17 protein-coding genes and 2 pseudogenes are annotated in these 25757 nt (G+C 73.3%); 7 read left to right on the top strand and 12 right to left on the bottom strand.

What is annotated here, in order from left to right; all coding sequences use genetic code 11:
• Positions 1-8 precede the first annotated feature (8 nt).
• The 3 genes from uvrC to CUT83_RS23060 all read right to left on the bottom strand — a co-directional run bounded on the left by uvrC (position 9) and on the right by CUT83_RS23060 (position 3606).
• Entirely contained in the window at positions 9-2093 is a 2085-nt protein-coding gene (gene uvrC, locus CUT83_RS23070) for an excinuclease ABC subunit UvrC (RefSeq protein WP_101257735.1), read from the bottom strand.
• A gap of 72 nt (positions 2094-2165) precedes the next feature.
• Positions 2166-2822: an MBL fold metallo-hydrolase gene (locus tag CUT83_RS23065; protein WP_101257734.1), complete on the bottom strand. Its 657-nt coding sequence runs from the start codon at positions 2820-2822 to the stop codon at positions 2166-2168.
• Positions 2823-2871: 49 nt separating this feature from the next.
• The gene (locus CUT83_RS23060; protein ID WP_101257733.1) at positions 2872-3606 is read right to left on the bottom strand and encodes a maleylpyruvate isomerase family mycothiol-dependent enzyme; all 735 of its coding nucleotides are present in this window, start codon (positions 3604-3606) and stop codon (positions 2872-2874) included.
• Positions 3607-3795: 189 nt separating this feature from the next.
• On the opposite strand from CUT83_RS23060, the pseudogene uvrA reads away from it, so the two are divergent.
• The 3 genes and pseudogenes from uvrA to CUT83_RS23040 all read left to right on the top strand — a co-directional run.
• A pseudogene (gene uvrA, locus CUT83_RS23055) lies at positions 3796-6627 on the top strand (excinuclease ABC subunit UvrA); the annotation flags it as partial.
• A gap of 38 nt (positions 6628-6665) precedes the next feature.
• A complete protein-coding gene (locus CUT83_RS23050) occupies positions 6666-7097 on the top strand; it encodes a Rieske (2Fe-2S) protein (RefSeq protein ID WP_101257731.1) in 432 nt (143 codons plus the stop codon).
• Positions 7098-7557: 460 nt separating this feature from the next.
• Positions 7558-10833 carry a phosphodiester glycosidase family protein gene (locus tag CUT83_RS23040; RefSeq protein WP_101257729.1) on the top strand — a complete coding sequence of 1092 codons (3276 nt, stop codon included), beginning with the start codon at positions 7558-7560 and terminating at the stop codon, positions 10831-10833.
• Positions 10834-10896: 63 nt separating this feature from the next.
• Here CUT83_RS23040 and CUT83_RS23035 read toward each other — a convergent pair whose 3' ends face one another.
• The 4 genes from CUT83_RS23035 to uvrB form a co-directional block, all read right to left on the bottom strand.
• On the bottom strand, positions 10897-11880 hold the full coding sequence (locus CUT83_RS23035) for a TerC family protein (protein ID WP_101257728.1): 984 nt from the start codon (positions 11878-11880) through the stop codon (positions 10897-10899).
• 195 nt (positions 11881-12075) lie between these two features.
• The gene (locus CUT83_RS23030; protein ID WP_101257727.1) at positions 12076-14070 is read right to left on the bottom strand and encodes a TerD family protein; all 1995 of its coding nucleotides are present in this window, start codon (positions 14068-14070) and stop codon (positions 12076-12078) included.
• Positions 14071-14167: 97 nt separating this feature from the next.
• Positions 14168-14746: a TerD family protein gene (locus CUT83_RS23025; protein ID WP_093848354.1), complete on the bottom strand. Its 579-nt coding sequence runs from the start codon at positions 14744-14746 to the stop codon at positions 14168-14170.
• Positions 14747-14904: 158 nt separating this feature from the next.
• On the bottom strand, positions 14905-17052 hold the full coding sequence (gene uvrB, locus CUT83_RS23020; protein WP_101257809.1) for an excinuclease ABC subunit UvrB: 2148 nt from the start codon (positions 17050-17052) through the stop codon (positions 14905-14907).
• 226 nt (positions 17053-17278) lie between these two features.
• On the opposite strand from uvrB, the pseudogene CUT83_RS23015 reads away from it, so the two are divergent.
• The 3 genes and pseudogenes from CUT83_RS23015 to CUT83_RS23005 all read left to right on the top strand — a co-directional run.
• Positions 17279-18157: pseudogene (locus tag CUT83_RS23015) on the top strand (glycerophosphodiester phosphodiesterase); the annotation flags it as partial.
• Between the two features lie 228 nt (positions 18158-18385).
• A complete protein-coding gene (locus tag CUT83_RS23010; RefSeq protein WP_101257725.1) occupies positions 18386-18946 on the top strand; it encodes a methylated-DNA--[protein]-cysteine S-methyltransferase in 561 nt (186 codons plus the stop codon).
• 159 nt (positions 18947-19105) lie between these two features.
• Positions 19106-20392 (top strand): MFS transporter, encoded by a 1287-nt coding sequence (locus CUT83_RS23005; RefSeq protein ID WP_240958031.1) that lies wholly within the window; start codon positions 19106-19108, stop codon positions 20390-20392.
• A 133-nt stretch (positions 20393-20525) separates the two neighbouring features.
• Here CUT83_RS23005 and CUT83_RS23000 read toward each other — a convergent pair whose 3' ends face one another.
• Positions 20526-21242 (bottom strand): PIG-L deacetylase family protein, encoded by a 717-nt coding sequence (locus CUT83_RS23000; protein ID WP_101257807.1) that lies wholly within the window; start codon positions 21240-21242, stop codon positions 20526-20528.
• An 85-nt stretch (positions 21243-21327) separates the two neighbouring features.
• Positions 21328-21786 carry a type II toxin-antitoxin system PemK/MazF family toxin gene (locus CUT83_RS22995; RefSeq protein ID WP_240958030.1) on the bottom strand — a complete coding sequence of 153 codons (459 nt, stop codon included), beginning with the start codon at positions 21784-21786 and terminating at the stop codon, positions 21328-21330.
• A gap of 110 nt (positions 21787-21896) precedes the next feature.
• Between CUT83_RS22995 and CUT83_RS22990 the strand changes: the two genes are divergently transcribed.
• Positions 21897-22574: an AIM24 family protein gene (locus CUT83_RS22990; protein ID WP_101257724.1), complete on the top strand. Its 678-nt coding sequence runs from the start codon at positions 21897-21899 to the stop codon at positions 22572-22574.
• 378 nt (positions 22575-22952) lie between these two features.
• On the opposite strand, the gene CUT83_RS22985 is transcribed toward CUT83_RS22990, so the two are convergent.
• The 3 genes from CUT83_RS22985 to CUT83_RS22975 all read right to left on the bottom strand — a co-directional run bounded on the left by CUT83_RS22985 (position 22953) and on the right by CUT83_RS22975 (position 25705).
• Positions 22953-23342 (bottom strand): hypothetical protein, encoded by a 390-nt coding sequence (locus CUT83_RS22985; RefSeq protein WP_101257723.1) that lies wholly within the window; start codon positions 23340-23342, stop codon positions 22953-22955.
• A gap of 219 nt (positions 23343-23561) precedes the next feature.
• On the bottom strand, positions 23562-24836 hold the full coding sequence (locus CUT83_RS30570) for a hypothetical protein (protein ID WP_206282644.1): 1275 nt from the start codon (positions 24834-24836) through the stop codon (positions 23562-23564).
• Between the two features lie 143 nt (positions 24837-24979).
• A complete protein-coding gene (locus CUT83_RS22975; protein ID WP_101257722.1) occupies positions 24980-25705 on the bottom strand; it encodes a S1 family peptidase in 726 nt (241 codons plus the stop codon).
• Between the last annotated feature and the right edge of the window lie 52 nt (positions 25706-25757).

Here is a 25757-nt window from a genome sequence, read left to right as displayed (position 1 = left end):
CCGGTGTCCTACTGGTCTTCCCGGTCTTCCAGGATCTCACCTGTGGCGGTGTTCACCGCCGGAGCGGCCGGAGCCGCCTGCGCCAGGGCCGCGGCGACGGCCTCGGCGGTCTTGCGCCCGACGCCCGGAACCTCGCAGATCTGCTCGACGGTGGCGGCACGCAGCCGCCTGACCGAGCCGAAGTGCTTGACCAGGGCCTGCTTGCGGGACTCCCCGAGGCCGTGGACGGCGTCCAGCGGGCTCGCCTTCAGCGACCGCGAACGCCTGCCGCGCTGGTAGCGGATGGCGAAGCGGTGCGCCTCGTCGCGGACCCGCTGGAGCATGTACAGGCCTTCGCTGCTCCGGGGCAGGACCACCGGGTCGTCCTCGCCGGGCAGCCACACCTCCTCCAGGCGCTTGGCCAGCCCGCACACGGCCACGTCGTCGATCCCCAGCTCGTCCAGGGCGCGCCGCGCGGCGGCGACCTGCGGCTGCCCGCCGTCGACCACGACCAGCTGCGGCGGGTAGGCGAACTTCGGCGCCCTGCTCCGGCCTCCCTCCTCGGCCGGGGCCGGCCCGTCCGCTCCGTCCGCTCCGTCCGCTGCGCTCGTACCAGCCGCACCGGCCGCACCGGCCGTACCGCCCGGTGCGGTCCCGGGCCCCTCGCTCCCGTGGCTCTCCCCGTCCTCCCCGGTGGCCCACTCACCCGTGCGCTGCCTCTCCTGGAGGTAGCGGCGGAAGCGGCGGGAGACCACCTCGTGCATGGAGCGGACGTCGTCCTGGCCGGCGAAGCCCTTGATCTGGAAGCGGCGGTACTCGCTCTTGCGGGCCAGCCCGTCCTCGAAGACCACCATCGAGGCCACCACGTCCTCGCCCTGGAGGTGGGAGATGTCGAAGCACTCGATGCGCAGCGGGGCGGAGTCCAGCCCGAGTGCCCCGGCGATCTCCTCCAGCGCCCGGGAGCGGGTGGTCAGGTCGGAGGCGCGCCTGGTCTTGTGCAGGGCCAGGGCCTGCTGGGCGTTGCGCCGCACCGTCTCCATCAGGGCGCGCTTGTCGCCGCGCTGCGGCACGCGCAGATCCACGGCCGCGCCGCGCCGGCCGGCCAGCCATGCCGTGAGCGGCTCCACCGGGTCGGGCAGGGCGGGGACCAGGACCTCCCGGGGCACGGCGTCGCCGCTCTCCTCGCCGTAGAGCTGCTGGAGGGCGTGCTCGACCAGGCCGGCGGTGGTGACCTCCTCCACCTTGTCGGTGACCCAGCCGCGCTGGCCGCGCACCCGTCCGCCGCGGACGTGGAAGATCTGGACGGCGGCCTCCAGTTCGTCCTCGGCGACCGCGACCAGGTCGGCGTCGGTGGCGTCGGTGAGGACGACGGCGTTCTTCTCCATCGCCCGCTTCAGCGCCTCGATGTCGTCGCGCAGCCGGGCGGCCCTCTCGTACTCCATCTCCTCGGCCGCCCGCTGCATCTCCCGCTCCAGGCGGCGCAGGTGGGCGCCCGTGCGCCCGGCCATGAAGTCGCAGAACTCCTCGGCCAGCCGCCGGTGCTCCTCGGCGTCGACCCGGCCGACGCAGGGCGCCGAGCACTTGCCGATGTAGCCGAGCAGGCAGGGGCGGCCGATCTGGGCGGAGCGCTTGAAGACCCCGGCCGAGCAGGTGCGCACCGGGAAGACGCGCAGCATCAGGTCGACGGTCTCGCGGATGGCCCAGGCGTGCGCGTACGGCCCGAAGTAGCGCACGCCCTTCTTCTTGGGCCCGCGCATCACCTGCACGCGCGGGAACTCCTCGTTCATCGTCACCGCGAGGGACGGGTAGCTCTTGTCGTCGCGGTACTTGACGTTGAAGCGCGGGTCGAACTCCTTGATCCAGGAGTACTCCAGCTGGAGCGCCTCGACCTCGGTGGAGACCACCGTCCACTCCACGGAGGCGGCCGTGGTGACCATGGTGCGGGTGCGCGGGTGGAGGCCGGCCAGGTCCTGGAAGTAGTTGGCCAGGCGCTGGCGCAGGCTCTTCGCCTTCCCGACGTAGATCACCCGGCCGTGTTCGTCGCGGAACTTGTAGACCCCCGGGGAGTCGGGGATCTCTCCAGGCCTGGGGCGGTAGCTGGAGGGATCTGCCATGGCGCCCACCTTACTGGCGGCCTGCGACACACAGGGCCGGCGGCGGCACGCCCCGCCGCCGGGCGGGGTCCGTCACCAGCCGCGCTCGCGCCACTGGGCCAGGTGCGGGCGCTCGGCGCCCAGGGTGGTGTCGGCGCCGTGGCCGGGGTAGACCCAGGTCTCGTCGGGGAGCTCGCCGAAGAGTTTGGCCTCCACGTCGTTCAGCAGCGTGGTGAACGCCTCGGCGTCGCCGCGGGTGTTGCCGACTCCGCCGGGGAAGAGGCAGTCGCCGGTGAACAGGTGCGGGTGGCCGTGGGGGTCGTCGTAGACCAGCGCGATGGAGCCGGGGGTGTGGCCCCGCAGGTGGCGGGCGGTGAGCGTGACGCGGCCGACGGTCACGGTGTCGCCGTCCTCCAGGGGCACGTCGGTGGGCACCGGGATGCCCTCGGCGTCGTGGCGCCCGGCGTAGGTGCGCGCGCCGGTGGCCCGGACGACGGTGTCGAGCGCCTGCCAGTGGTCGCCGTGCCGGTGGGTGGTGACGACCGAGCCGATGCCGTCCTCGCCGATGAGGCCCAGCAGGGCGTCGGGCTCGTTGGCCGCGTCGATCATGAGCTGCTCGCCGGTGGCGCGGCAGCGCAGCAGGTAGGCGTTGTTCTCCATGGGACCGACCGCGACCTTGGAGATCACCAGGTCGGTCAGCTCGTGGACGTCCGGCGGACCGCCGACCGCGACTTTTCCTGTGTACGGCATGGGCTGTGCGGCTCCTTCCGGAAGGGGGACGCGGTCGGCGATCAGTGTGTCAGAGGGGCGGCAGCGCGGGCAGGTCCGCCGTGGAGGCGGTGAGTCCGGCACCGTCGGTGCGTCCCGTGAGCCAGCCGACGAGCGCGGTGGGCGAGCCGGCGACGGTCACCGCCGGCTCCCCCTGCCCGGCCGCGCGGCCGGTGCGCAGGACCCGGCCGTCCTCCACCCTCAGCTCCACGGGTTCCACATCGGGGTGCCCCGCGAACCGCCTGGCCATGTTCTCCAGCTCGCGGTCGGTGAAGGAGGCGGGCATGTCCGCCAGCCCGTACCCGACCCCGAGGTCGACGTGGTGCAGCTCGACCTCGATCCGGCGGCGGAAGGGGAGGGAGGAGGCGAGGTCGGTGACGCCGTTGCGCAGTTCGACGGTGGCGCCCCACTGCTCGCCGGTGAGCCGGGCCATCGCCTCGTCCAGGCGGGCGGCGCTGCCGCTCAGGTCCTCCAGCTGGGCCGCCGGGGGGCGGGGGGCGTCGCGCTCGATGTCGGCCTCGCGGGCCTCGGCGCTGAGGTACATGGGGCGGCCGGCCAGTACGTTGACCAGGGCGTCGGCGTTGCGGGCGAGGTGGGCGAGGACATGGCCCCGGGTCCAGCCCGGCAGTTTCGAGGGGGCGGCCAGGGCGGCGTCGTCCAGCTTCCGGACGGCGGCCAGGAGGCGGTCGGTGGACTCCCGCAGCGCGGCGGTGTCGGCGACGGGGTCGGCGGCGGAACCGGCGGAGCCGGCGGCAGGCACAGTCATGATCCAAAGCTATCGCCACCACTCCTTCGGGTGAAGGAGGGACGGAAGCCCCGTAAATCGAATGCGCGTGCTATAGGCTCGCGATGCGCCCCGGGCACGACGCCAGGGCTGCGCTACCCCATACCCTTGGGCAGGGGCTCCGGGCAGGTGTCCGGCCCCCTACATCCCACACGAAAGGTGCCAATCGGCGTGGCCGACCGTCTCATCGTCCGTGGGGCTCGCGAGCACAATCTCAAGAACGTCTCGCTCGACCTCCCCCGCGACTCCCTCATCGTCTTCACCGGGCTGTCGGGGTCGGGCAAGTCCTCGCTCGCCTTCGACACCATCTTCGCCGAGGGGCAGCGTCGCTACGTGGAGTCGCTGTCCTCCTACGCCCGGCAGTTCCTGGGGCAGATGGACAAGCCGGACGTGGACTTCATCGAGGGACTGTCCCCGGCGGTCTCCATCGACCAGAAGTCCACCTCCCGCAACCCCCGCTCGACGGTCGGCACCATCACGGAGGTCTACGACTACCTGCGGCTGCTGTTCGCGCGGGTCGGCAAGCCGCACTGCCCCGAGTGCGGGCGCCCGATCGCCCGGCAGTCCCCGCAGGCGATCGTGGACAAGGTGCTCTCCCTGACGGAGGGCAGCCGCTTCCAGGTCCTCTCCCCGCTGGTGCGCCAGCGCAAGGGCGAGTTCGCCGACCTCTTCGCCGAGCTGCAGACCAAGGGCTACAGCCGCGCCCGGGTGGACGGCGCCACGGTCCAGCTCTCCGACCCGCCGAAACTGAAGAAGCAGGAGAAGCACACGATCGAGGTGGTCGTCGACCGCCTGACGGTCAAGGAGAGCGCCAAGCGGCGGCTGACCGACTCCGTCGAGACCGCGCTGAGCCTGTCCGGCGGCATGGTGATCCTCGACTTCGTCGATCTGGACGAGGACGACCCGCAGCGCGAGCGGATGTACTCCGAGCACCTGTACTGCCCCTACGACGACCTGTCGTTCGAGGAGCTGGAGCCGCGCTCGTTCTCCTTCAACTCCCCCTTCGGCGCCTGCCCGGAGTGCAGCGGCATCGGCACCCGTATGGAGGTGGATCCGGAGCTGGTCGTCCCCGACCCGGACAAGTCGCTGGACGAGGGCGCGATCCACCCCTGGTCGCACGGTCACAGCAAGGAGTACTTCGGGCGGCTGATCGGCGCCCTGGCCGACGCGCTCGGGTTCCGCACCGACGTCCCCTTCGGCGGACTGCCGCAGCGCGCGAGGAAGGCCCTGCTCAACGGCCACCGCACACAGATCGAGGTCCGCTACCGCAACCGCTACGGCCGGGAGCGGTCGTACACCACGGCCTTCGAGGGCGCGGTCCCGTTCGTGCGGCGCCGGCACTCGGAGGCGGAGACGGACTCCAGCCGGGAGCGCTTCGAGGGCTATATGCGCGAGGTGCCCTGCCCCTCCTGCGAGGGCACACGGCTCAAGCCGATCGTCCTGGCCGTGACGGTGCAGGGGAAGTCGATCGCGGAGATCTCCGCGATGTCGATCAGCGAGTGCGCCGACTTCCTGAGCGGCATGGAGCTCAGCGAGCGCGAGAAGACCATCGCCGAGCGGGTCCTGAAGGAGGTCAACGAGCGGCTGCGGTTCCTGGTCGACGTCGGCCTGGACTACCTCTCCCTCAACCGCGCCGCCGGGACGCTCTCGGGCGGCGAGGCGCAGCGCATCCGGCTGGCGACCCAGATCGGCTCCGGTCTGGTGGGCGTGCTCTACGTGCTGGACGAGCCGTCCATCGGCCTGCACCAGCGCGACAACCACCGGCTGATCGAGACCCTGGTGCGGCTGCGGGACATGGGCAACACCCTGATCGTCGTCGAGCACGACGAGGACACCATCAAGACCTCCGACTGGGTGGTGGACATCGGTCCGGGCGCGGGCGAGCACGGCGGCAGGGTGGTGCACAGCGGTCCGCTGAAGGAACTGCTGGCCAACGAGGAGTCGGTGACCGGACAGTACCTGTCGGGGCGGAAGGTCATCCCGACGCCCGGGGAGCGCCGCCCGGTGGACCGCAAGCGGATGCTGACCGTCCGCGGCGCCAAGGAGAACAACCTGCGCAACATCGACGTGTCGTTTCCGCTGGGCGTGTTCACCGCGGTCACGGGCGTCTCCGGCTCGGGCAAGTCCACCCTGGTCAACGACATCCTCTACACCCACCTGGCCCGCGAGCTGAACGGCGCGAAGTCGGTGCCGGGCCGGCATGTGCGGGTGGAGGGCGACGACAACGTGGACAAGGTCGTGCACGTCGACCAGTCCCCCATCGGCCGCACCCCCCGCTCCAACCCGGCCACGTACACGGGCGTCTTCGACCATGTGCGCCGGCTGTTCGCGGAGACGACGGAGGCGAAGGTCCGCGGCTACCTGCCGGGGCGCTTCTCCTTCAACGTCAAGGGCGGACGCTGCGAGAACTGCTCCGGTGACGGCACGATCAAGATCGAGATGAACTTCCTGCCGGACGTGTACGTGCCGTGCGAGGTCTGCCACGGAGCGCGCTACAACCGGGAGACCCTGGAGGTGCACTACAAGGGCAAGTCCATCGCCGAGGTGCTGGACATGCCGATCGAGGAGGCACTGGGGTTCTTCGAGGCGGTGCCCGCCATCGCCCGCCACCTGCGCACCCTCAACGACGTCGGCCTCGGCTACGTGCGGCTCGGCCAGCCCGCCACCACGCTCTCCGGCGGCGAGGCGCAGCGCGTGAAGCTCGCCTCGGAGCTCCAGAAGCGCTCCACCGGCCGCACGGTCTACGTCCTGGACGAGCCGACCACGGGTCTGCACTTCGAGGACATCAGCAAGCTGATCGAGGTGCTGTCCGGACTGGTGGACAAGGGCAACACGGTGATCGTCATCGAGCACAACCTCGATGTGATCAAGACGGCGGACTGGGTCGTGGACATGGGCCCGGAGGGCGGCAGCGGCGGCGGCACGGTCGTCGCCCAGGGCACCCCGGAGCAGGTCGCGGTGGTTCCCGGGAGCCACACCGGCAAGTTCCTCCAGGACGTCCTGCCGCTGAAGCCGTGAGCGGCCGAGAGGAGAACACGACCATGAGCGACAGCTCTCCCGGCTCCCCCGGCCGCCGCACCGTGCTGTGCGGCGTGGCCCTCTCCGGGGCCGCGGGCCTCGGCCTGACCGCCTGCTCCGGCGGGGACGGCGGGCGGGCCCCGGCGGTCCCGACCGCGCCCGTGGACCTCGGCGCGGCCGACGCCGTACCCGTGGGGGGCGCCCGGCTGTACCGCGAGAAGAAACTGGTGGTGTCCCAGCCCTCCGAGGGCGATTACAAGGCGTTCAGCGCGGTGTGCACCCACGCGGGCTGTGTGCTGACCTCGGTGAAGGAGCTGGAGGCCGACTGCACCTGCCACGGCAGCCTCTTCGACACCACCAGCGGCGAGGTGCTGGCGGGTCCGGCGGGCGCGCCCCTTCCCTCGGTCCCGGTCAGGGTGCAGAACGGCCGCCTCGTCGCCGGACCCGGCGACTGAACACAGCCGGACCCGGCGACTGAACACAGCCGGACCCGGCGACTGAACACAGCCGGACCCGGCGACTGAACACAGCCAGGCCCGGCGGCCCGGTCCGCTCCCACACGTTCCCCGTGCGTCCGTTCGGTCCAACGGACGCACGGGGAACGCGTGTTGTTCCGGCGGTGTTCGCGCACGCCCTCTGGTGTGGACCGGTCGGCCTTGCCACCCTGTGGCGCTGGGCGCGCAGAGAGCGCGCCCCCTCGCAGCGTCTGTGGGTGATGTCGTGTCACGAAGGTCGCAGAGCAGAAGACCCTCCGGGCGGGCCGCGGTGCGCCTCGCCGCCGTCCTCGCGTTCGGGCTGGGACTGGCGCCGCCGGTCGCCGCCGGCCCCGCCACCGCCGCCCCCGTCACCGCTTCTCCCTCCCCTCCCGTACGTACTGCCGCCCCCGCGGCCGCCACCGCCGCCCCCGCCGACGGCATGGAGCTGTCCCGCACCGTACGGCCCGTGGCGCCCGGCACCACACTGACCTCGTTCGCCCGGCTGGAGCCGGACAAGTGGCTGCGCGCCGACGCCCTCAGCGTCGATCTCGACGGCGGCGCGGAGGTCGACTACCTGTCGCCGGGCTCCGTCTCCGACCGCGCCCCCCTCTCCGAGATGGCCGCCGCGCACGACCCCGGCCCCGGGCGCCGCACCGTCGCCGCCTTCAACGCCGACTTCTTCGACATCAACGAGACCGGCGCCCCGCTCGGTCCGGGCCTGGACGACGGCGAGATCACCCACTCCCCCGCCCCCGGCGTCCACGAGGCGGCCGGTTTCGGTGCGGACGGCGCGGGCCGCGTCCTGGATCTGTACTTCGAGGGCACCCTCACCCTGCCCGGCGGGACCGAGCCGCTGGCCGCGTACAACGCCGCGAACGTCCCCGCCGACGGCATCGGCGCCTACAACGCCCGGTGGGGGCCCGCCGACCGCGCCCTGGCCGTGGACGGCGCATCGCAGGTGACCGAGGTCACCGTCACCGAAGGCCGGGTCACCGGTGTGGACGCCTCCCCCGGAAACGGTCCGGTGGGTCCGGTGCCCGAGGGCACCACCGTGCTGCTCGGCCGGGGCGTGGGCGCGGGGGCCCTGGCCGCGCTGGCCCCGGGGGATCCGGTGAGCTGGGAGTACGAGCTGCGCACCGACGGCGGCGAGCTGCCCCGCACCGCGGTCGGCGGCCGCGGTGTGCTGGTCGAGGACGGCGAGGTGCGGAACTGGGACGGACGTCCCAACAACACCGCCGCCCCCCGTACCGCCGTGGGTTTCTCCCGGGACGGCTCGACGATGCACGTGCTGACCGTGGACGGCCGCCAGGCCGCGTCCGGCGGCGTCACCCTCACCGAACTCGCCGTGATGATGGACGAGCTGGGCGCCCACAACGCGCTCAATCTCGACGGCGGCGGCTCCTCCACACTGGTCGCCCGTGAGCCCGGCTCGGACACCCCGCGGGTGGAGAACAGCCCCTCCGACGGCTCTGAGCGGGAGGTCCCCAACGGGCTGGCCGTCACCGCCCCCGACGGCAGCGGAAGCCTGGAGGGCTTCTGGGTGGAGACGGCCGCGGAGCCGGCCGGGGCCCCCTCGGCGGACAATGTGCCCGGCGGCCATCCGGACCGGGTCTTCCCCGGTCTGACCCGCGCGCTCACCGCCGCGGGCCACGACGAGACGTACGGACCGGCGGAGCATCCGGAAAGACCGGAAAGAACGGCCCCCCGCTGGCGCAGCTCCCGCCCAGAGGTCGGCCGGGTGGACGGCGACGGCGTCTTCCACGCCCGCGCGGCGGGGACGGCCGAGGTCGTCGCGCGCCGCGGCGACGCCCGCGGCTCCACCACCCTGACGGTGCTGGGCCCGCTGGAGCGGATCGCCCCCACCCGGGAACGGGTCGGGCTCCCAGAGCCCGGCGTGGAAGCCCCCTTCGGCTTCACCGGCTTCGACGCCGAGGGGTACAGCGCCCCCGTCGATCCCTCGGACGTGGCGCTCGACTACGACCGCTCGCTGTTCCGTATCGACCCCGACCCGGCGCGCGGCGGCTTCACCGTCGCCGCCACCGAGGGCACCGAGTCCGCCTCCGGTCTGGTCCGGGCGACCGTCGCGGGGAAGAAGGCGGTTCTGGCCGTCACCGTCGGCCTGACGGACCGCGACGTGGCGCGCTTCGACGACGCCGGACGGTGGACCTTCAGCGCCGCACGCGCCTCCGGCTCCCTGACCGCCGACCCCGCCGGGCACGAGGGCACCGGGCTGCGGATGGAGTACGACTTCACCCGTTCCACCGCGACCCGCGCCGCCTACGCCAGTCCCCCGGAGCAGATCCCCGTCCCCGGCCAGCCGCAGAGCTTCACCCTGTGGCTGAGGGGCGACGGCCACGGCGCCTGGCCCTCGCTCCACCTCACCGACGCCGCCGGCACCTCGCAGATACTGCGCGGCCCGCACGTCACCTGGACCGGCTGGCGGCAAATCGTCTTCGAGGTGCCCGAGGGCGTCGCCCATCCGCTGAAGGTCCGGCGGTTCTATCTGGCCGAGACCCGGCCCGGTGAGCTGTACCGCGGCGAGGTCGTCCTGGACGGGCTGACCGCCCGGACCCCGCCGGACGTCGATCTGCCCGCCGCCGGCCCCCACCGGGACCCGCTGATCTCGACGGCCGCCGGCACGGCCGGACGCGACTGGCGGTTCGCGGTGGTCTCCGACGCCCAGTTCGTCGCCCGCGATCCGGACGGCGAAGCGGTGCGCAAGGCCCGGCGCACCCTGCGGGAGGTGAGGGCGGCCCGGCCCGACTTCGCCGTGGTGAACGGGGACTGGGTGGACGAGGGATCGCCCGGGGACCTCGCCTTCGCCCGCCGGGTGCTCGACGAGGAACTGGGGGAGGACGTGCCCTGGTACTACGTTCCGGGCAACCACGAGGTGATGGGCGGTTCCATCGGGAACTTCCGCGCGGAGTTCGGCGACGCCCACCGCTCCTTCGACCACGAGGGCACGCGCTTCATCACCCTCGACACCTCCTCGCTGACCCTGCGCGGCGGCGGCTGGGAGCAGATCCGGATGCTGCGGGAGCGGCTGGACGCCGCCGCCCGCGACGAGGGGATCGGCTCGGTCGTGGTGCTGGCGCACGTACCGCCGCGCGATCCGACCCCGCAGCGCGGCAGCCGGCTGACCGACCGGCTGGAGGCGGACCTCCTGGAGGACTGGCTCGCCGACTTCCGCCGCCGCACCGGCAAGGGGGCGGCGTTCATCGGGGCGCACGTCGGCGTCTTCCACGCCTCCCGGGTGGACGGCGTGCCGTATCTGGTCAACGGCAACGCGGGCAAGGCGCCGGCCGCGCCCGCCGGCGAGGGCGGCTTCAGCGGCTGGTCGCTGGTCGGGGTCGACAAGGGCTCCGGCCGGGACTGGATCTCGGTCCAGACCCGCGCCCATGTGGACAAGCTCTCCCTGACCGCGCCCGGTTCCGTGGCGGCGGGCGGCGCACCGGGGAGGGTCTCCGCGACAGTCGTCCAGGGCGAGGGGAGCGGCGCGCGTACGGTGCCGGTGGGCTGGCCGCTGAGCGCGGACTGGACCGGCTCGCGGGGCCTGTGCACCGGGGACGCGGAGCGGGCGCGGGCCCGGGCGGGCTGCGTGGCCCTCCTCGATCCGGTGGCGGGCACCCTGAGGGGGCTGCGGCCGGGGACGGTGACCGTGGCGGTGGCCGTGAGCGGTGAGCGGCTTCAGCGGCGGGTCGCGGTGGTGCGGTGACGCACGGCGGCGGTACGGCCGGGACGCACGCCCGGCCGTACCGCCGCTTCGAGGCGGGCCGGCTCAGTCGCGCGGCGCGGCCTGCTCCTCGCGTACCGGCTTCCGGGAGGCGCGCAGGCTGGTGATCGTGGTGACGACCAGAACGCCGCAGATGACGGCCAGCGACACCGGGGTGGAGATCTCCGGGACGTGCACGCCCTGCTCGTGGAGGGCGTGCAGCACCAGCTTGACGCCGATGAAGCCGAGGATGATCGACAGCCCGTAGGACAGGTGCACCAGCCTCTTGAGCAGTCCGCCGATGAGGAAGTAGAGCTGGCGCAGGCCCATCAGGGCGAAGGCGTTGGCGGTGAAGACGATGTACGGATCCTGGGTCAGGCCGAAGATCGCCGGGATGGAGTCCAGGGCGAACAGCAGGTCCGTGCTGCCGATGGCCAGCATGACGATCAGCATCGGCGTCATCAGCCGCTTGCCGTTCTCGACCACGAACAGCCTGGTGCCGTGGTACTGGGAGGTGGAGGGGAAGCGCCGCTCCACCAGCTTCAGCAGGCGGTTCTCCTCGTAGGCCTCGTCCTCGTGGCCCGCTGCCTCGGCGCGGGCCTCGCGCACCAGCTTCCAGGCCGTCCAGATGAGGAAGCCGCCGAAGATGAAGAAGACCCAGGAGAAGGTGGAGATCAGGGCGGCGCCGGCCGCGATGAAGATCGCGCGCATCACCAGGGCGATGAGCACGCCGATCATCAGCACGCGCTGCTGGTAGACGGTGGGCACCGCGAACTTCGCCATGATCAGGACGAAGACGAAGAGGTTGTCGACGCTGAGCGACTTCTCGGTGATGTAGCCCGCGGCGAACTCGCCCGCCGCCCGGCTCTCCCCGACGGCGTACAGGCCGGCGCCGAAGAGGATCGCCAGGACGACCCAGACGATCGTCCAGATTCCGGCCTCCTTCATGGAGACCTCGTGCGGCTTGCGTCCGCCGATGAAGAAGTCGACCGCGATCAGGGCGCACAGGCCGACGATGGTCAGCGCCCAGGTGGTCGTGGAAACGTCCATGCAGGAATCCTCCGGCTCCGGTTGCCGGAGGTCTCCTCCGCCCGGGGCCGGACCGGCCCGCGGGCCGGCGCCCCGGGGCCGGTCACACCCGGCCCGTACTGACGGGAACGCCGCATACGAGAGTACTCCCCTCCGCCCAAGGAAGAGTAAAACAGAGCCAAGGAAAGGCAAAGCCGGGGGTCGCGGTCCCGCTCGTCAACGCCCGTACCGCCGGCGGGCCTCGGCCACCCGCCCCAGCACCCTGGACAGGACCGGACTGCCGGCCGGCACCAGCGGCGGCTCGTACGTCCACGCGTGGCCGACCCAGGGGTCGGCGAGGTGGTCGTCGGGAACGGGGGTGATCCGCAGCAGTGACCGCCACAGCGGGTCGAGCACGGGTCCGTACTCCCGCGACTCCTCCCGGTCGGCGACCATCATCAGGTGGACCCCGGCGGACGGCCCCTCGTCCGCGAGGTAGCGCAGCCGGGTGACGGCGCGGTCGTCGAAACCGTGCGGGAAGTCGTGGACGATCAGCAGCTGCTCGGCCAGGTCCACCTCCGGCGGGAGCGCGTCGGTGGCACGGGTGCGCATCGCCATCCGCACCAGGTCGACACGGCGGGTCAGCCCGGCGAGCACCGGGGCGACGCCCTGCGGGCCCGTGGCGGGCGGCTCGCGCAGCGCGCCGGACTCCGTCAGCGGGGCCAGGGCGGGCCCCGCGGTGCCGGTGGGGTCGAGCACGTGCACGGTGAGCTCGCCGGCCGGGTGGACGGCGAGCAGCCGGCCGGCGACGGCGGTGGCCAGCTCGCCGGCCAGGCGGCGCGTCCGGTGCGGGTCGGCCGTGGGAGAGGCGGCCGAAGAAGCTCGTCCGGCGTCGACCCACAGCCCGCGCTCCAGGGGCAGCCGTACCAGCATGGGCACGCGCAGGCCGCTGTGCTCGGGAAGAGCGAGGTCGCCCAGGCGCACCGCCATCGGCGCCTGCGCGGGCACCCGGTAGGCGTCCCAGACCGGGCTGTCCCAGCGGGCGAAGGCGGGCGGCAGGGCCGGTTCGACGACCTCGGACTCGGCGGTGAGCTGGGCGAGATCGCGCTCAAGGGCGGCACGGGCCCGGCCGACGAGCTCGGCGCGGCGCTCCCCGGCCCGGGCGCGGGCGGCCTCCGCGCCCGGGCCGAGCCTGGAGCGCGGGTCGGCCAGCGCCTCGTCCATTTCCCGCTCCATGCGCGAGTCGGCGAAGTCGACCGCGCCGCGGTAGGCGGCGGTGGTGCGGGCCAGATCCTCGAACATGCCCCAGACCTGGTTGTGGAGCCGTTCCTCCATACTCCAGCCCGGCCCGTCGCCCGCCACGGGCCGGTCGGGCGTCCCGGGCCGAGCAGGCGGTGCGGAGGGCGGCACAGAGGGCGGCGGCGCGGCCGCCGTACGGGGCGTACGGCGGGGGTGGCGGTAGTCCACCGGCCCCGAAGCGGCGGGCGCGGGCGGTGGCGGTGCGGGTGCGGGTGCGGGTGGCCCCGTGGGAGCGGTCCGGAGCGCCGCGGCGGCTTCCGGCGGCGCGTCCGGGAGGGCCTCCGGTGCGGTGCCCGGTGCACCGGGCGGCCCGTCGACCGGCACGGTACGCCGGCCGCGCACCTCGCCTCCGGCGCGGGCCGGCGGCGGTGCCAGGGCGCGGGCAGCGCCCGAGGCGATGCCCTCCTCCACGGCGGCGGCCGCCTCGCGTGCCCGGGGCAGCCCCTGGTCCTCCAGCAGGGCGGCGAGCCCGCCCGCGTAGCCCTGGCCGACCGCGCGTACCTTCCAGGCGCCCCGCCGGCGGTAGAGCTCCACCGCGACGACGGCGGACTCGGTGCCGAGCCCGGTGACGGTGTAGCCGGCGACGTCGGTGCCGTCCGGGCCGGTGACGGCCACCACGGGAGCGGCCAGCGCCCCGAAGGAGAGCGGCCCACCGGCCCCGGTGGACAGGGCGAGCAGCACGCTGACCCGGTGTACGGCCTCGGGGAGCGCCTCCAGGTCCACCGCGATCCGGTGGTCGGCGGCGGCCTGCCGGGAGACCTCCAGCCCGGGCAGACGGGGAGAGCCAAGGTGGGCGATCCAGCCCGGCTCCCGCAGCCGCCCGGCTTCGTCGCCCAGCGTCACTCCGGCGACGACCCCTCCCGCCGACACCCGGATCTCCAGACGGCTCCCGGGCAGTGGGTGGTTCTGCCCCCGGACCAGTTCGGCCGCCATGGCCGCGCCCCCTCCCGCGTGTGTTCCGCTGTGCTCCGCATCCGGCCGGCGGCCCCCATGGCCTCCTCGCGGCCTCCTCGCGGCCGCTCGCCGCCTCCTACAGCAGGGGGGTGATCGAGGGCATCAGATCCTGGAAGGTGCGGCCGTTGGCCTCGGTGCCCAGGGCGGTCATCTGCCAGCCCTCGCCCTGGCGGTGGACCTTGGCCATGATCTGCGCGGTGTGCCGGCCGCCGCCGGTGAGGGTGTAGCGCGCCAGCTCCTGACCGTTCGTCTCGTCCACCAGCCGGCAGAAGGCGTTCTGCACCTCGGCGAAGGTCTGGCCGGTGAAGGAGTTCACGGTGAAGACGATCTGGTCGATGTGGACCGGGACCCGCTGGAGGTCCACCAGGATCGCCTCGTCGTCGCCTCCCTGCCCGGCGCCGCCGACGAGGTTGTCGCCGGTGTGCCGCACGGAGCCGTCGTCGCTCACCAGATGGCGGAAGAAGACGACGTCCACCGGCTGCTGGCCGGCGAAGAGCACGGCCGAGGCGTCCAGGTCGATCTCCTGGGTGCGGCGGCCGAACAGGCCCCGGCGGGGAGCCGCCTGCCAGCCGAGCCCCATCCGCACCGCGGTCAGGGTGCCCCCGTCGGACTTCTGCAGGCTGACCGCCTGCCCCTTGGACAAGTTGACCGTCACGTGCGTTCCCCTCTTTCCAGCCATTGTGATCGGCCGCCGTCCCCGGCGGCTGCCACGAACCCTACGCACCGCCGTCGGCGGCGCGGACGGGACGGGTGGGCTTTGTGTCGCTCCTGCAACACTTCCTCACGGCTCCGCCGCCCCGTATCGCCCCCGCATCACTTCAGGCCCGCCTCCTTCATCTGGCGCAGCTCCTTCTTCAGTTCGCCGACCTCGTCGCGCAGCCGTGCGGCCACCTCGAACTTCAGCTCGGCCGCCGCGGCCCGCATGCGCTCGGTCATCTCCTCGATGAGTTCGGCGAGTTCGGCGGCGGGCCGGTCGGTGGGCCGGCCGGCCTCCCGGCCCCTGCCCGCACCGCCCCGTGCGCGGTCGCCGTCCGCGCGGCCGAGGTCGGGCACCGGGGCCTTGGCCCGTCGCTCCTCTCCCGCGCCGGCCTTGCGGTAGCCGCTGTCCAGCAGCTCCCGGGTGTCGACCTCCTCGCGGGCGATCGTCGCCACGATGTCGCCGATCTTCTTGCGCAGGGGCTGCGGGTCGATGCCGTTCGCCTCGTTGTAGGCGATCTGCTTGGCCCGGCGCCGGTTGGTCTCGTCGATGGCCTTGGCCATCGCCGGGGTGATCTTGTCGGCGTACATGTGCACCTGGCCCGAGACGTTGCGCGCCGCGCGGCCGATGGTCTGGATCAGGGAGGTGCCCGAGCGCAGGAAGCCCTCCTTGTCGGCGTCGAGGATGGCCACCAGCGAGACCTCCGGCAGGTCCAGGCCCTCGCGCAGCAGGTTGATGCCGACCAGCACGTCGTACTCGCCGGCGCGCAGTTCGCGCAGCAGCTCCACCCGGCGCAGGGTGTCCACGTCGCTGTGCAGGTAGCGGACCTGGATGCCCAGCTCCAGGAAGTAGTCGGTCAGGTCCTCGGCCATCTTCTTGGTCAGCGTGGTGACCAGGACGCGCTCGTCCTTCTCGGTACGGGTGCGGATCTCGTGCACCAGGTCGTCGATCTGGCCCTCGGTGGGCTTGACCACGACCTCCGGGTCGACCAGGCCGGTGGGGCGGATGATCTGCTCCACCACGCCGTCCGAGCGCGACAGCTCGTACTGCCCCGGAGTCGCCGACAGATAGACCGTCTGCCCGATGCGCTTCTGGAACTCCTCCCACTTCAGCGGCCGGTTGTCCATCGCGGACGGCAGCCGGAAGCCGTGGTCGACCAGAGTCCGCTTCCGCGAGGCGTCGCCCTCGTACATGGCGCCGATCTGCGGGACGGTGACATGGGACTCGTCGATGACCAGCAGGAAGTCGTCGGGGAAGTAGTCGAGCAGGGTGTGCGGCGGGGAGCCCTTCTCACGGCCGTCGATGTGCAGCGAGTAGTTCTCGATGCCGGAGCAGGTGCCGATCTGCCGCATCATCTCGATGTCGTACGTCGTCCGCATCCGCAGCCGCTGCGCCTCCAGCAGCTTGCCCTGCTTCTCCATGCGGGCGAGGGTCTCCTCCAGTTCCGCCTCGATCCCCGCGACGGCCCGCTCCATGCGCTCGGGGCCCGCGACGTAGTGGGAGGCGGGGAAGACGAACAGCTCCCGGTCCTCGGAGACGACCTCGCCGGTGAGGGGGTGGAGCGTGGAGAGGGCCTCGATCTCGTCACCGAACATCTCGATGCGGACGGCCAGCTCCTCGTACACCGGGAAGATCTCGACGGTGTCGCCGCGCACCCGGAAGGTGCCGCGGGTGAACGCCATGTCGTTGCGCGTGTACTGGATGTCGACGAAGCGGCGCAGCAGCGCGTCCCGGTCGATCTCCTCGCCGACCCTCAGCGGCACCATCCGGTCGACGTACTCCTGCGGCGTGCCCAGGCCGTAGATGCACGAGACGGAGGCGACCACGACGACGTCGCGCCGGGTGAGCAGCGAGTTCGTCGCGCTGTGGCGCAGCCGCTCGACCTCCTCGTTGATGGAGGAGTCCTTCTCGATGTAGGTGTCCGTCTGCGGAACGTACGCCTCGGGCTGGTAGTAGTCGTAGTACGACACGAAGTACTCGACGGCGTTGTTCGGCAGGAGTTCGCGGAACTCGTTGGCGAGCTGGGCTGCGAGCGTCTTGTTCGGCGCCATCACCAGAGTCGGCCGCTGGAGCCTCTCGATCATCCACGCGGTGGTCGCCGACTTGCCGGTGCCGGTCGCGCCCAGCAGGACGACGTCCTTCTCACCGGCCGTGACGCGCCTGGCCAGCTCGCCGATGGCCGCCGGCTGGTCGCCGCTGGGCTGGTAGGGACTGACGACCTCGAAGGGCGCCGTCCTGCGTTCGATCTGGGTCTGGGGCCGCATGTCCACCACGTTACGTCCCCCCACTGACAACCGGGGGCGGCTTCCGTGCCCCGCCCGGAGCGCCGCCGGGGCACGGCCCGGATACGGCCGGAGCGCGGCCCGGCCGCCACCGGTGAGGGGGTTTTCCTTGAAGCGTTCAGGTTCTGTCCACTTCCCGCCCATGTAACCGGCCGCCGATGCCGGAATGCTTCCGGGGTCAGTGCACCGAAGACGTGAGGAGTCCCCCGTGCCCCTACGCCCCGCTGCCACCGTCACCGGTTCACTCGCCGGCCTCTGCGCGCTCGTCCTGTCAGCCGTCCCCGCCCAGGCCGCCCCGCAGGCCGCACCGGCGGCAGGGGCCCCCGTCCCGGTCGCGCACCGCGGGGCCTCCGGCTACGCGCCCGAGAACACCCTGGCCGCCGTCGACGCCGCCCGTGCCCTGGACGTCAAGTGGGTGGAGAACGACGTGCAGCGCACCAGGGACGGCGAACTCGTCGTGATGCACGACGCCACCCTCAGCCGCACCACGGACGTCGAGGAGGTCTTCCCCGACCGCGCTCCCTGGAGGGTCGCGGACTTCACCGCCGCCGAGATCGCGCAGCTGGACGCGGGAAGCTGGTTCGACCCGCTGTACGCGGGCGAGCGGGTGCCCACCCTGGAGCAGTACCTGCGGCACCTGGACCGCACCGGCCAGAACCTGCTGCTGGAGATCAAGCGGCCCGAGCTCTACCCGGGCATCGAGGCCGACATCCTGGGCGAGCTGCGCAGCGAGGGCTGGCTGGACCGGCGGCACGTGCGCGGCAGGCTGGTCGTCCAGAGCTTCGGGGCCGACTCGGTGCGGGCCGTGCACGAGCAGGCGCCGGCCGTCAGGACCGGCTTCCTGGGCACCCCCGCCGTCGAGGAGCTGCCGCTGTACGCGCGGTTCAGCGACCAGATCAATCCGCCCCACACCACCCTGACCGGGGAGTACGTGCGGCGGGTCCAGGCCCTGAAGGGCCCCCACGGCAAGCCGATGGAGGTCTTCACCTGGACGGTGAACGGCGCGGAGGCGGCCCGCCGGGTCGCCTCCATGGGCGTGGACGGGATCATCTCCAACTACCCGGACGTCGTCCGGGACGCCACCCGGTCCGGCGCCGGGGACGCCGTCCGGGACGGCGGGCGGAAGGAGTCCCGGGAAGAGGGGCCGGAGGAGGCACTGGAGGAGGCGGTGGAAGAGGCGCGGGAGGCGGCCCGGGAGGCGGCCCGGGAGGCGGGCATCTCCTTCCCCGCTCCCTGACCTCCCGGCCACCGGACCCGCCGCGGGCCGCGTCCGCATACCGGCCCGCGGCGGGGGCCGTTTCCGTAGACTCGCCCCATGACCGAGACACCGGCCGAGGGCGCCGTCACGACCGCGGCCTGGACCGTACGGGACACCCCGGTCGGCCCGCTGCTGCTCGCGGCGACCGGGCGGGGGCTGGTGACCGTCGTCTTCCACGCCCAGGAGCGGACGGTGCGCCGGTGCCTGGCCCGGCTCGCCGCGCGACTGGGCGCCGAACCGGCTCCCGGCGGGGACGACCCGGTCCTGGCCGAAGCGGCCCGGGAGCTGGACGCGTACTTCAGCGGCGGGCTGCGGGAGTTCTCCCTGCCCCTGGACTGGTCCCTGACCTCAGGGTTCAACGAACGGGTGCTGCGGACGCTGGCCGCCTCCGTGCCCTACGGCGGCACCGTCGGCTACCAGACCCTGGCCGACCGCGTCGGCGAGCCGGGCGCGGCACGCGCGGTGGGTGTCGCCATGGGGTCCAACCCGCTGCCGGTCGTGGTTCCGTGCCACCGGGTGGTGGAGAGCGGCGGCGGGCTGGGCGGCTTCGGCGGCGGGCTGGAGACCAAGCGGGCACTGCTCGCGCTGGAGGGGATCCTTCCGGCGCCGCTGTTCTGACACCTCGCCCCACGCTCCACGTCTCACGCCCCTCGCCCCTCGCCCCCTGTGGCGAACCTCGCTTCCCGCGCCTCCTCCCCCGGCCGCCTCCGGCTGGCAGACTGCCTTTTCGTGAAGGACACCTCCCAAATCGCCGACGCTGCTGACAGCCCGTCGGGCATACCCGGTCCCCGCGGCGCCGCCGCGGTCCCCCGCGGAGCGGGTCTGGCCGCACTGCGCCGCCGCACCACCGCCGTGCTCGTGGCGGGCCAGATCCTGGGCGGGCTGGGCGTGGCCACGGGCATCGCGCTGGCCGCCGTGCTGGCCGAGGAGGTCAGCGGTTCCGAGGGGCTGGCCGGTCTGGCGATGACGTCGTCGGTCCTGGGCACGGCCGTGCTGTCCCTGCCGTTCGCCGCCCTGACCGCGGCGCGCGGCCGCCGCGCGGGCCTCACCCTGGGCTATCTGGTCGGAGCGGTGGGCGGGGGCGTGGTGGTGCTCGCCGCCGTCCTGGGCAGCTTTCCCCTCCTGCTGCTGGGCACGGCGGCCTTCGGCGCGGGTTCCGCCGCCAACCTCCAGGCCCGTTTCGCCGCCGCCGACCTCGCCGAGCCCGCCCACCGCGGACGGGCCATCTCCACGGTGGTGTGGGCCACGACCGTCGGCGCGGTCCTCGGTCCGAACATCGCCGCCCCGGCCGGGCGGAGCGTCCGGGGCCTGGGCGTCCCCGAGGCGGCGGGCCCGTTCCTGTGGGGCGCGGGTGTCTTCCTGCTGGCCGCGGCGCTGGTGTTCGTCCTGCTGCGGCCGGATCCCCTGCTCACCGCCCGCTCCCTGGCCGCCGCCGACGGGCACGCCCCGCAGTCCGCCGAGAGCCGCTCGCTGCGTGCCGGGCTCCGTGCCGTGGCCGCTTCGCCGCGGGCCCGGCTGGCCCTGGTGGCCGTCGCGTGCTCCCACACCACCATGGTCTCGATCATGGTGATGACCCCGGTCGACCTCGGCCACCACGGCGCGGGCATCGAGCTGATCGGCCTGGTGATCAGCATCCACATCGCGGGCATGTACGCCTTCTCCCCGCTGATGGGCTGGCTGTGCGACCGGATCGGCCGGATCCCCGTCGTCCTGGTCGGCGTCGCGGTGCTGGCGTGCGCGGCGCTGGTCGCCGGTACGGCGGACGGCGACCACGTCCGGAGCGCCACGGGCCTGTTCCTCCTCGGGCTGGGCTGGTCGGCGGGGCTGGTGGGCGGTTCCACCCTGCTCACCGACTCGGTGCCGCACAGCGCCCGCGCGGCCGTCCAAGGGCTGTCCGACCTGTCCATGAACGCCGCGGCCGGGGCGGGCGGCGCGCTCGCCGGCCTGGTCGTCGCGCAGGCGGGCTACGGCTGGCTCAACGCGATGGGAGCGGCCCTGCTCCTGCCGGTCGTCGCACTCGTCCTGCACCTGAGGTTCCGCCCGCCGGCCCCGGACGGCCGGTGACACGTTTTGTCCCTGCCGCGCCGCGGCGGCACGCCGGGCCCCACGGGCGCACCGCACCCACCGCCGTACCGCACCCGTCGCCGCACCGCTTCGGCGCGCGGGCCGCTTCGGCGCGCGGGCCGAAGCGCCCCGGTCACCCCCTCGGGTACACCTGGAAGGCCACGGCCCGCCGCCCGCCGGTGTGTTCGGCGAGCATGTCCATCACACCGGTGACGAACTCGCGGGCGTACTCGGCGGGCTCCTTGTCGCTGAGCGCCCCGATGTAGGCACGGTGCTCGGCGAGGGAGGCGACGGCCCGGTCCACGTCCTCCCGCGCCACCTCCACGGCGTGCGTCGGCTGCGCCGACCCCGCGACCGCCACCCAGCGCACCCCGTCCCACGGCTCCAGGCCCTGGTCCGCCAGGTCGGTGAAGATCCAGCGGTTGCCCGCGTCCCCGGCCGCGTCCAGCACCGCACGGCCGACGGCCCGGTGGTCGGGGGTGTTCCAGTTGACGCCGCCCCAGGTCTCGTGGTGGTTGAGTGTGACAAGCAGGTCGGGCCGGTGGCGGCGGATCGCGGCGGTCAGGTCGCGGCGCAGGGCGACGCCCTCCTCGACGACCCCGTCCCGGTGGTCCAGGAACTCCACCTTCTCCACCCCGACCACGGCCGCGCTCGCCCGCTGCTCCGCCTGGCGCACCCGTGCCGCCCGCTCGGGCTCCATGGTGTCGATCCCGGCCTCGCCCCGGGTGACCATCAGATAGGCGACCTCCCTGCCGGCGGCGGTCCACCGGGCGATCGCGGCGGCGGCGCCGTACTCCAGGTCGTCGGGGTGCGCGACGATCGCGAGCGCACGGTTCCAGTCCTCGGGCATGGGGCTGAGCCGGCCGTCCACGGTGGCCTCCTTCGCGGCAGCGCTGTGAGTCGGTTGTGCCGTACCGGGCCAGTATGCGCCCGGGTCAGCGCCAGCCGTACCGCCGCTGGAGGCTGTGCACGACCCGGTTGAACCTCGCCCGGTCCAGCGCGCACGCCTCGCGCCGCATCCCCTGCGGATGGACGCGCAGCACCCGGTCCAGATCCACCCACGAGTCCCGTCCTGAGCGGTCCCAGGGACCGGATCCGAGCGGCACCCAGTCGTGCTCGCCGTCCCGCCGCCTGCTGGAGAGCTGGACGGCCAGCAGGGTTCCGGCCGCCTCGCGCGCCACGACCAGGACGGGCCGGTCCTTGCCCCGTCCGTCCATCTCCTCGTACGGCACCCAGGTCCAGACGATCTCTCCGGGGTCGGGGTCGCCGTCCGGATCGGGCGCGTAGACCGTCCGCACGGCGCCCATCTCGTCCGCCCGCGCCTGTGTCGTCGCGGTCGGCCCCCGGCTTCCCGGAGCGTCCTCGAGCCCGTCGGCCGTCCTCATCCCGTCCATCGCCATGGGAACACGCTATCGGCGCCGCCTCCGCTCCCCGCCACGCGGTCCGCCGGCCGGGGCGAGCGCGGCGTCTTGGCGGGGCGCGGGGCTCCGGGGAGCATACGCCCATGCGCAGCGACCTCTTCGCCTCCGAGAACATGGTCCGGCCGGCCACCGCCCCCGGCATGTCCCTGCAGAATCCGCAGTCGATCCGGTACGTGGTGGACGGCGAGTGCTACGCCCGGCAGGGCGCGATGATCGCCTTCCGGGGAGATCTGAGGTTCGAGAGGAAGGGGCAGGGGGTGGGGAACTTCCTCAAACGCTCCGTCACCGGCGAGGGGCTCGCCCTGATGTCCGTCCGCGGCCGGGGCGAGGCCTGGTTCGCCCACGACTCCGCCAACTGCTTCCTCGTCGACATCGACCCCGGCGACAGCCTCACCGTCAACGGGCGCAACGTCCTCTGCTTCGACGCGACCCTCCAGTACGAGGTGAGGATGGTCAAGGGCGCCGGCATGGCCGGCGGCGGCCTGTTCAACAGCGTCTTCACCGGGCAGGGCAGGCTGGGCGTGATCTGCGAGGGCACCCCCGTCGTCATCCCCGTCTCCCCGGGCAGCCCGGTCTTCGTGGACACCGACGCGGTCGTCGGCTGGAGCGCCCGGCTGGACACCTCGCTGCACCGCTCGCAGAGCTTCGGCTCGATGATCCGCGGCGGTTCCGGCGAGGCGGTGCAACTCAGGCTGGACGGCGAGGGGTTCGTGATCGTGCGTCCGAGCGAGTCGCGTCCTGGCGGCCAGTCGTCCGGCTGACGCGGCACAAGTCCCGTGCGCCCTGCGGCCGGTGTGCCGGTACTCACACGGCAGGCCCGGAAACGGGCCGGGGCCGATACGGTGTGAGCGTGTTGCCTTCCCCCCGCTTTCTGTCCCGGTCCCCGCACAGGCTCTGCTGTTTCAACGGATCCCCCCACCGGCGCCCCCTGCGGGCGCGGTGCCGTCCGGCGGCCGGGAGAGGGTACGCCAAGCGCCCGCCGGCCAGGGCCGGGGCGGAGCCCGGACGGACGGTCGTCTGCCCGCGGCTGTGCGGCCACCTGCCGCCCCCGCCGCCGCCCGCGGCCCACTGACCACCGCTCACACCGGCCGCGGGGCCACAAGAGCCACGAGGCCACAAGAGCCGCGGGGGCCGCTGGTTCAGGAGTACGGGCAGTGGCGGACTCCGTCGAGACGCAGGCAGCCGCCCTCTCCCGTCCGCCAGGTGTACTCCTTGGGTTTCCCCTCCTCGGGGAAGGTCACGAGCGTGCTGTTCCTGACCTCGTAGCGGCCCGTGACCATAGTCGCCCCGGTCTCCCGGGTGTAGACGCCGTCCTCGTAGAAGCTGAAGACGGTCGTGTCGAAGTTGGTGGACCGCTCGGTGCTCCAACTGCCCACCAGCTCCGGGGGGATGGACCGGCCGCCGGCGCCGGCCTCCCCGGCGGCGGCGCCGTCCGGCCCCCCGGTGCCGTCCGTCTGCCCGCATCCGCCCAGCAGCAGCACACCGGTCGCCGCCAGTGCGGCCGCAACCGTTCGCCGTGTCGTGCCCACGACCCCCGCCTCCAGTCCGTTCGTTCGGCGACGCACGGTACCTTCGCCGTCACCGCGGCGAGGGCGGTGTGCGGGGATGCGGCCGCTTCCGCGGGGAAAGTCGGTCAGTTCGTCTCCCCGTCCGGGCTCCTGTCGGCGTACGCCGTCTACGACCGCGGCCGGACGCCCGCGCCGCACCGCGCGGAGGCGGTGCGGCGCGGGCGAGGCGAGCGAGTCGTCTCAGCACCAGCCGCTGATCGGGCCGTTGACGCCCGACCACACATAGGCGTCGCTGATCCAGGTGCCGTCGCTGAGCCTGTTCCACAGGCTCGTGGTGCCGTAGCGGCCGGTGTGCGAGGTGCCGGAGGCGGAGCAGGAGACGGTGACCGTGGCTCCGTCGGCGACCGAGCCCGCGATCGCGTGACCGGTGCCCGGTCCGGTGCGTTTGTTGACGTGACCGCCTCCGTTGGCGTCGATCACGGCCTGGTTCAGACCCAGCGCGCCGTAGTTGTACAGGGTCCCGCCGGCACCCACCCGCCGGCTGCCGTGCATCGCCGAGCCCTGGTAGGCGGCGGAGCCGTTGTAGATCACCCACTTGCCCAGGTTGTGTCCCGCGAGCGGGATGTACGAGCCGTTCTGGATCAGGCCGAAGTGGACGTGGCGGCCGTAGGCGGCGCCGCCGCAGGTGACGTCCGTGCCCGTGTAGCCGAGGAACGCGCCGGTGTTGACCCAGCCGCCGTCGGTGTTGATGTTGTTCCACAGGTGGTAGTAGTCGGTGGCGTAGCCGCGGTCGTGGACGACCCGTATCCAGCCCCGGCACATGGTGTAGGCCGTTCCCTGCCGGGCGGCGCGCACCACCTCGTCGCCCCCGGCGAAGTCCAGCGAGCTCCATGGCGCCGCGCTGCCGCTCCAGCCGTGGGGGCCGCTGGTCATGACCGTGTTGGCGCCGACGGTCGTCGGCAGCGCCATGCCGGTGCGGTAGTCGCCCGCTCCGTACGCGACGACCTCGCCGCCGGGGCCGCTGCCCCCCGGGGCCCGGTCCTGTCTGTCCCGCCTGTCCCGCCTGTCCTGCCTGTCCTGCCTGCCGTCGAGCGCGGCGAACAGGGGCTTCTCCTCGGGGTCGACCAGCGGGGAGCGCCGGGACAGCTCGGCGAACCGCTCCTCGCCCTCCAGGGCGACTCGCCAGCTCCCGCCCTCGCGCTCGGCGAGGAACAGCCAGCCCCTGGGCATCCGCTGCGAGCCGGGTTCGGTCGCCAGCACCGCCGTGCCGAAGGCCCATCCTCCCGTGTCGCGGGTGACGTTGACGCGCGTAGCGTCGTGCGCTGCCGCGACTTCGGCCTCGGCGCGCCCGCGTTCGACGAGGCGTTCGGTCACGGCCGCCTCCGGGCCGGCGCCCTGCCGGTCACCGGCGGCGGCCCCCGCCGGGGCGGCCAGGGACAGCGCTCCCGCCAGGGTCAGCACGGCGGTGGCGATGCCGGTGATCCGACGGGCCTGGGGTCTTCTCCAGCCGAACATACGGTCCTCCTCGGCAGCCGGAGGCACCGCTTGCGACGGCACCTCCGATTTGAATGAACACCGTCAAGCTAAAAGGTGTCGCATCCCCTGCCAAGTACGCCTCCGGGAGCCCGGCGTCTCCCGTCCGGGTGCTCCCGCCGGCCTCAGTACAGGCTCAGCCCGTACGCGGCCAGGATCTCGGTGACGGGCTGGTAGTACGTGGCGCCGCCGTAGACGCAGTTGCCGCTGCCGCCCACGATGACGCCGAGGGCCGTGGTGCCGGAGAAGGCGGGGCCTGCGGTGTCACCCGGCTCCGAGCAGGCGTTCGACATGAACAGCCCGTAGACGATGCCGCCGGGGTAGCTGACCGTGACGTTGACCGCGGTGACCGTGCCGCAGCGCAGCCCGGTGGTCCGGCCCACATGACAGACGGACTGGCCCACACGGGGGGAGGCGGCGCCGGTGATGTCCCGGACGGCCCCGCCGCCCAGACTCACCTCTCCGGGGTAGGACAGGGTGGTGTTGGTGTAGCGGATGATCCCGTAGTCGTTGCCGGGGAAGCTCCGGGCCGCGGTGGTGCCGACCGGCACGGTCCGTGCGGCGTCGGCGTACCAGGTGGTGGGCTCCGAACCCATGCAGTGCCCCGCGGCGAGGCCGTAGTACGCGGTGTCGCGGCGGGCGTTGAAGGCCACCATGCAGCGGTGGCCCTGACTGTCGTACAGCACGTCGCCGCCGCGGACGGCGATCGGCGCCGCCGAAGCGGAGGTGGTGGAAGTGGTGGAGGTGGTGGAGGTGGTGGAGGCGGCGGAGGCCGCGGGCGCGCCGAGGAGCACGGTGACCAGAGCGGCCAGTAACGCCAGGACGGTCGCGGGTACGGGCGGGCGTCTCATGGTTCCTCCCGGTGGGGACGGTGCCGGCGGATGCTGCCGGTACCCCCATGCT

Origin of the sequence: Streptomyces barkulensis (assembly GCF_002843305.1) — a bacterium.
In the GTDB taxonomy this organism is placed as follows: domain Bacteria; phylum Actinomycetota; class Actinomycetes; order Streptomycetales; family Streptomycetaceae; genus Streptomyces; species Streptomyces barkulensis.
This window is presented reverse-complemented; position numbering and strand designations above follow the sequence as displayed.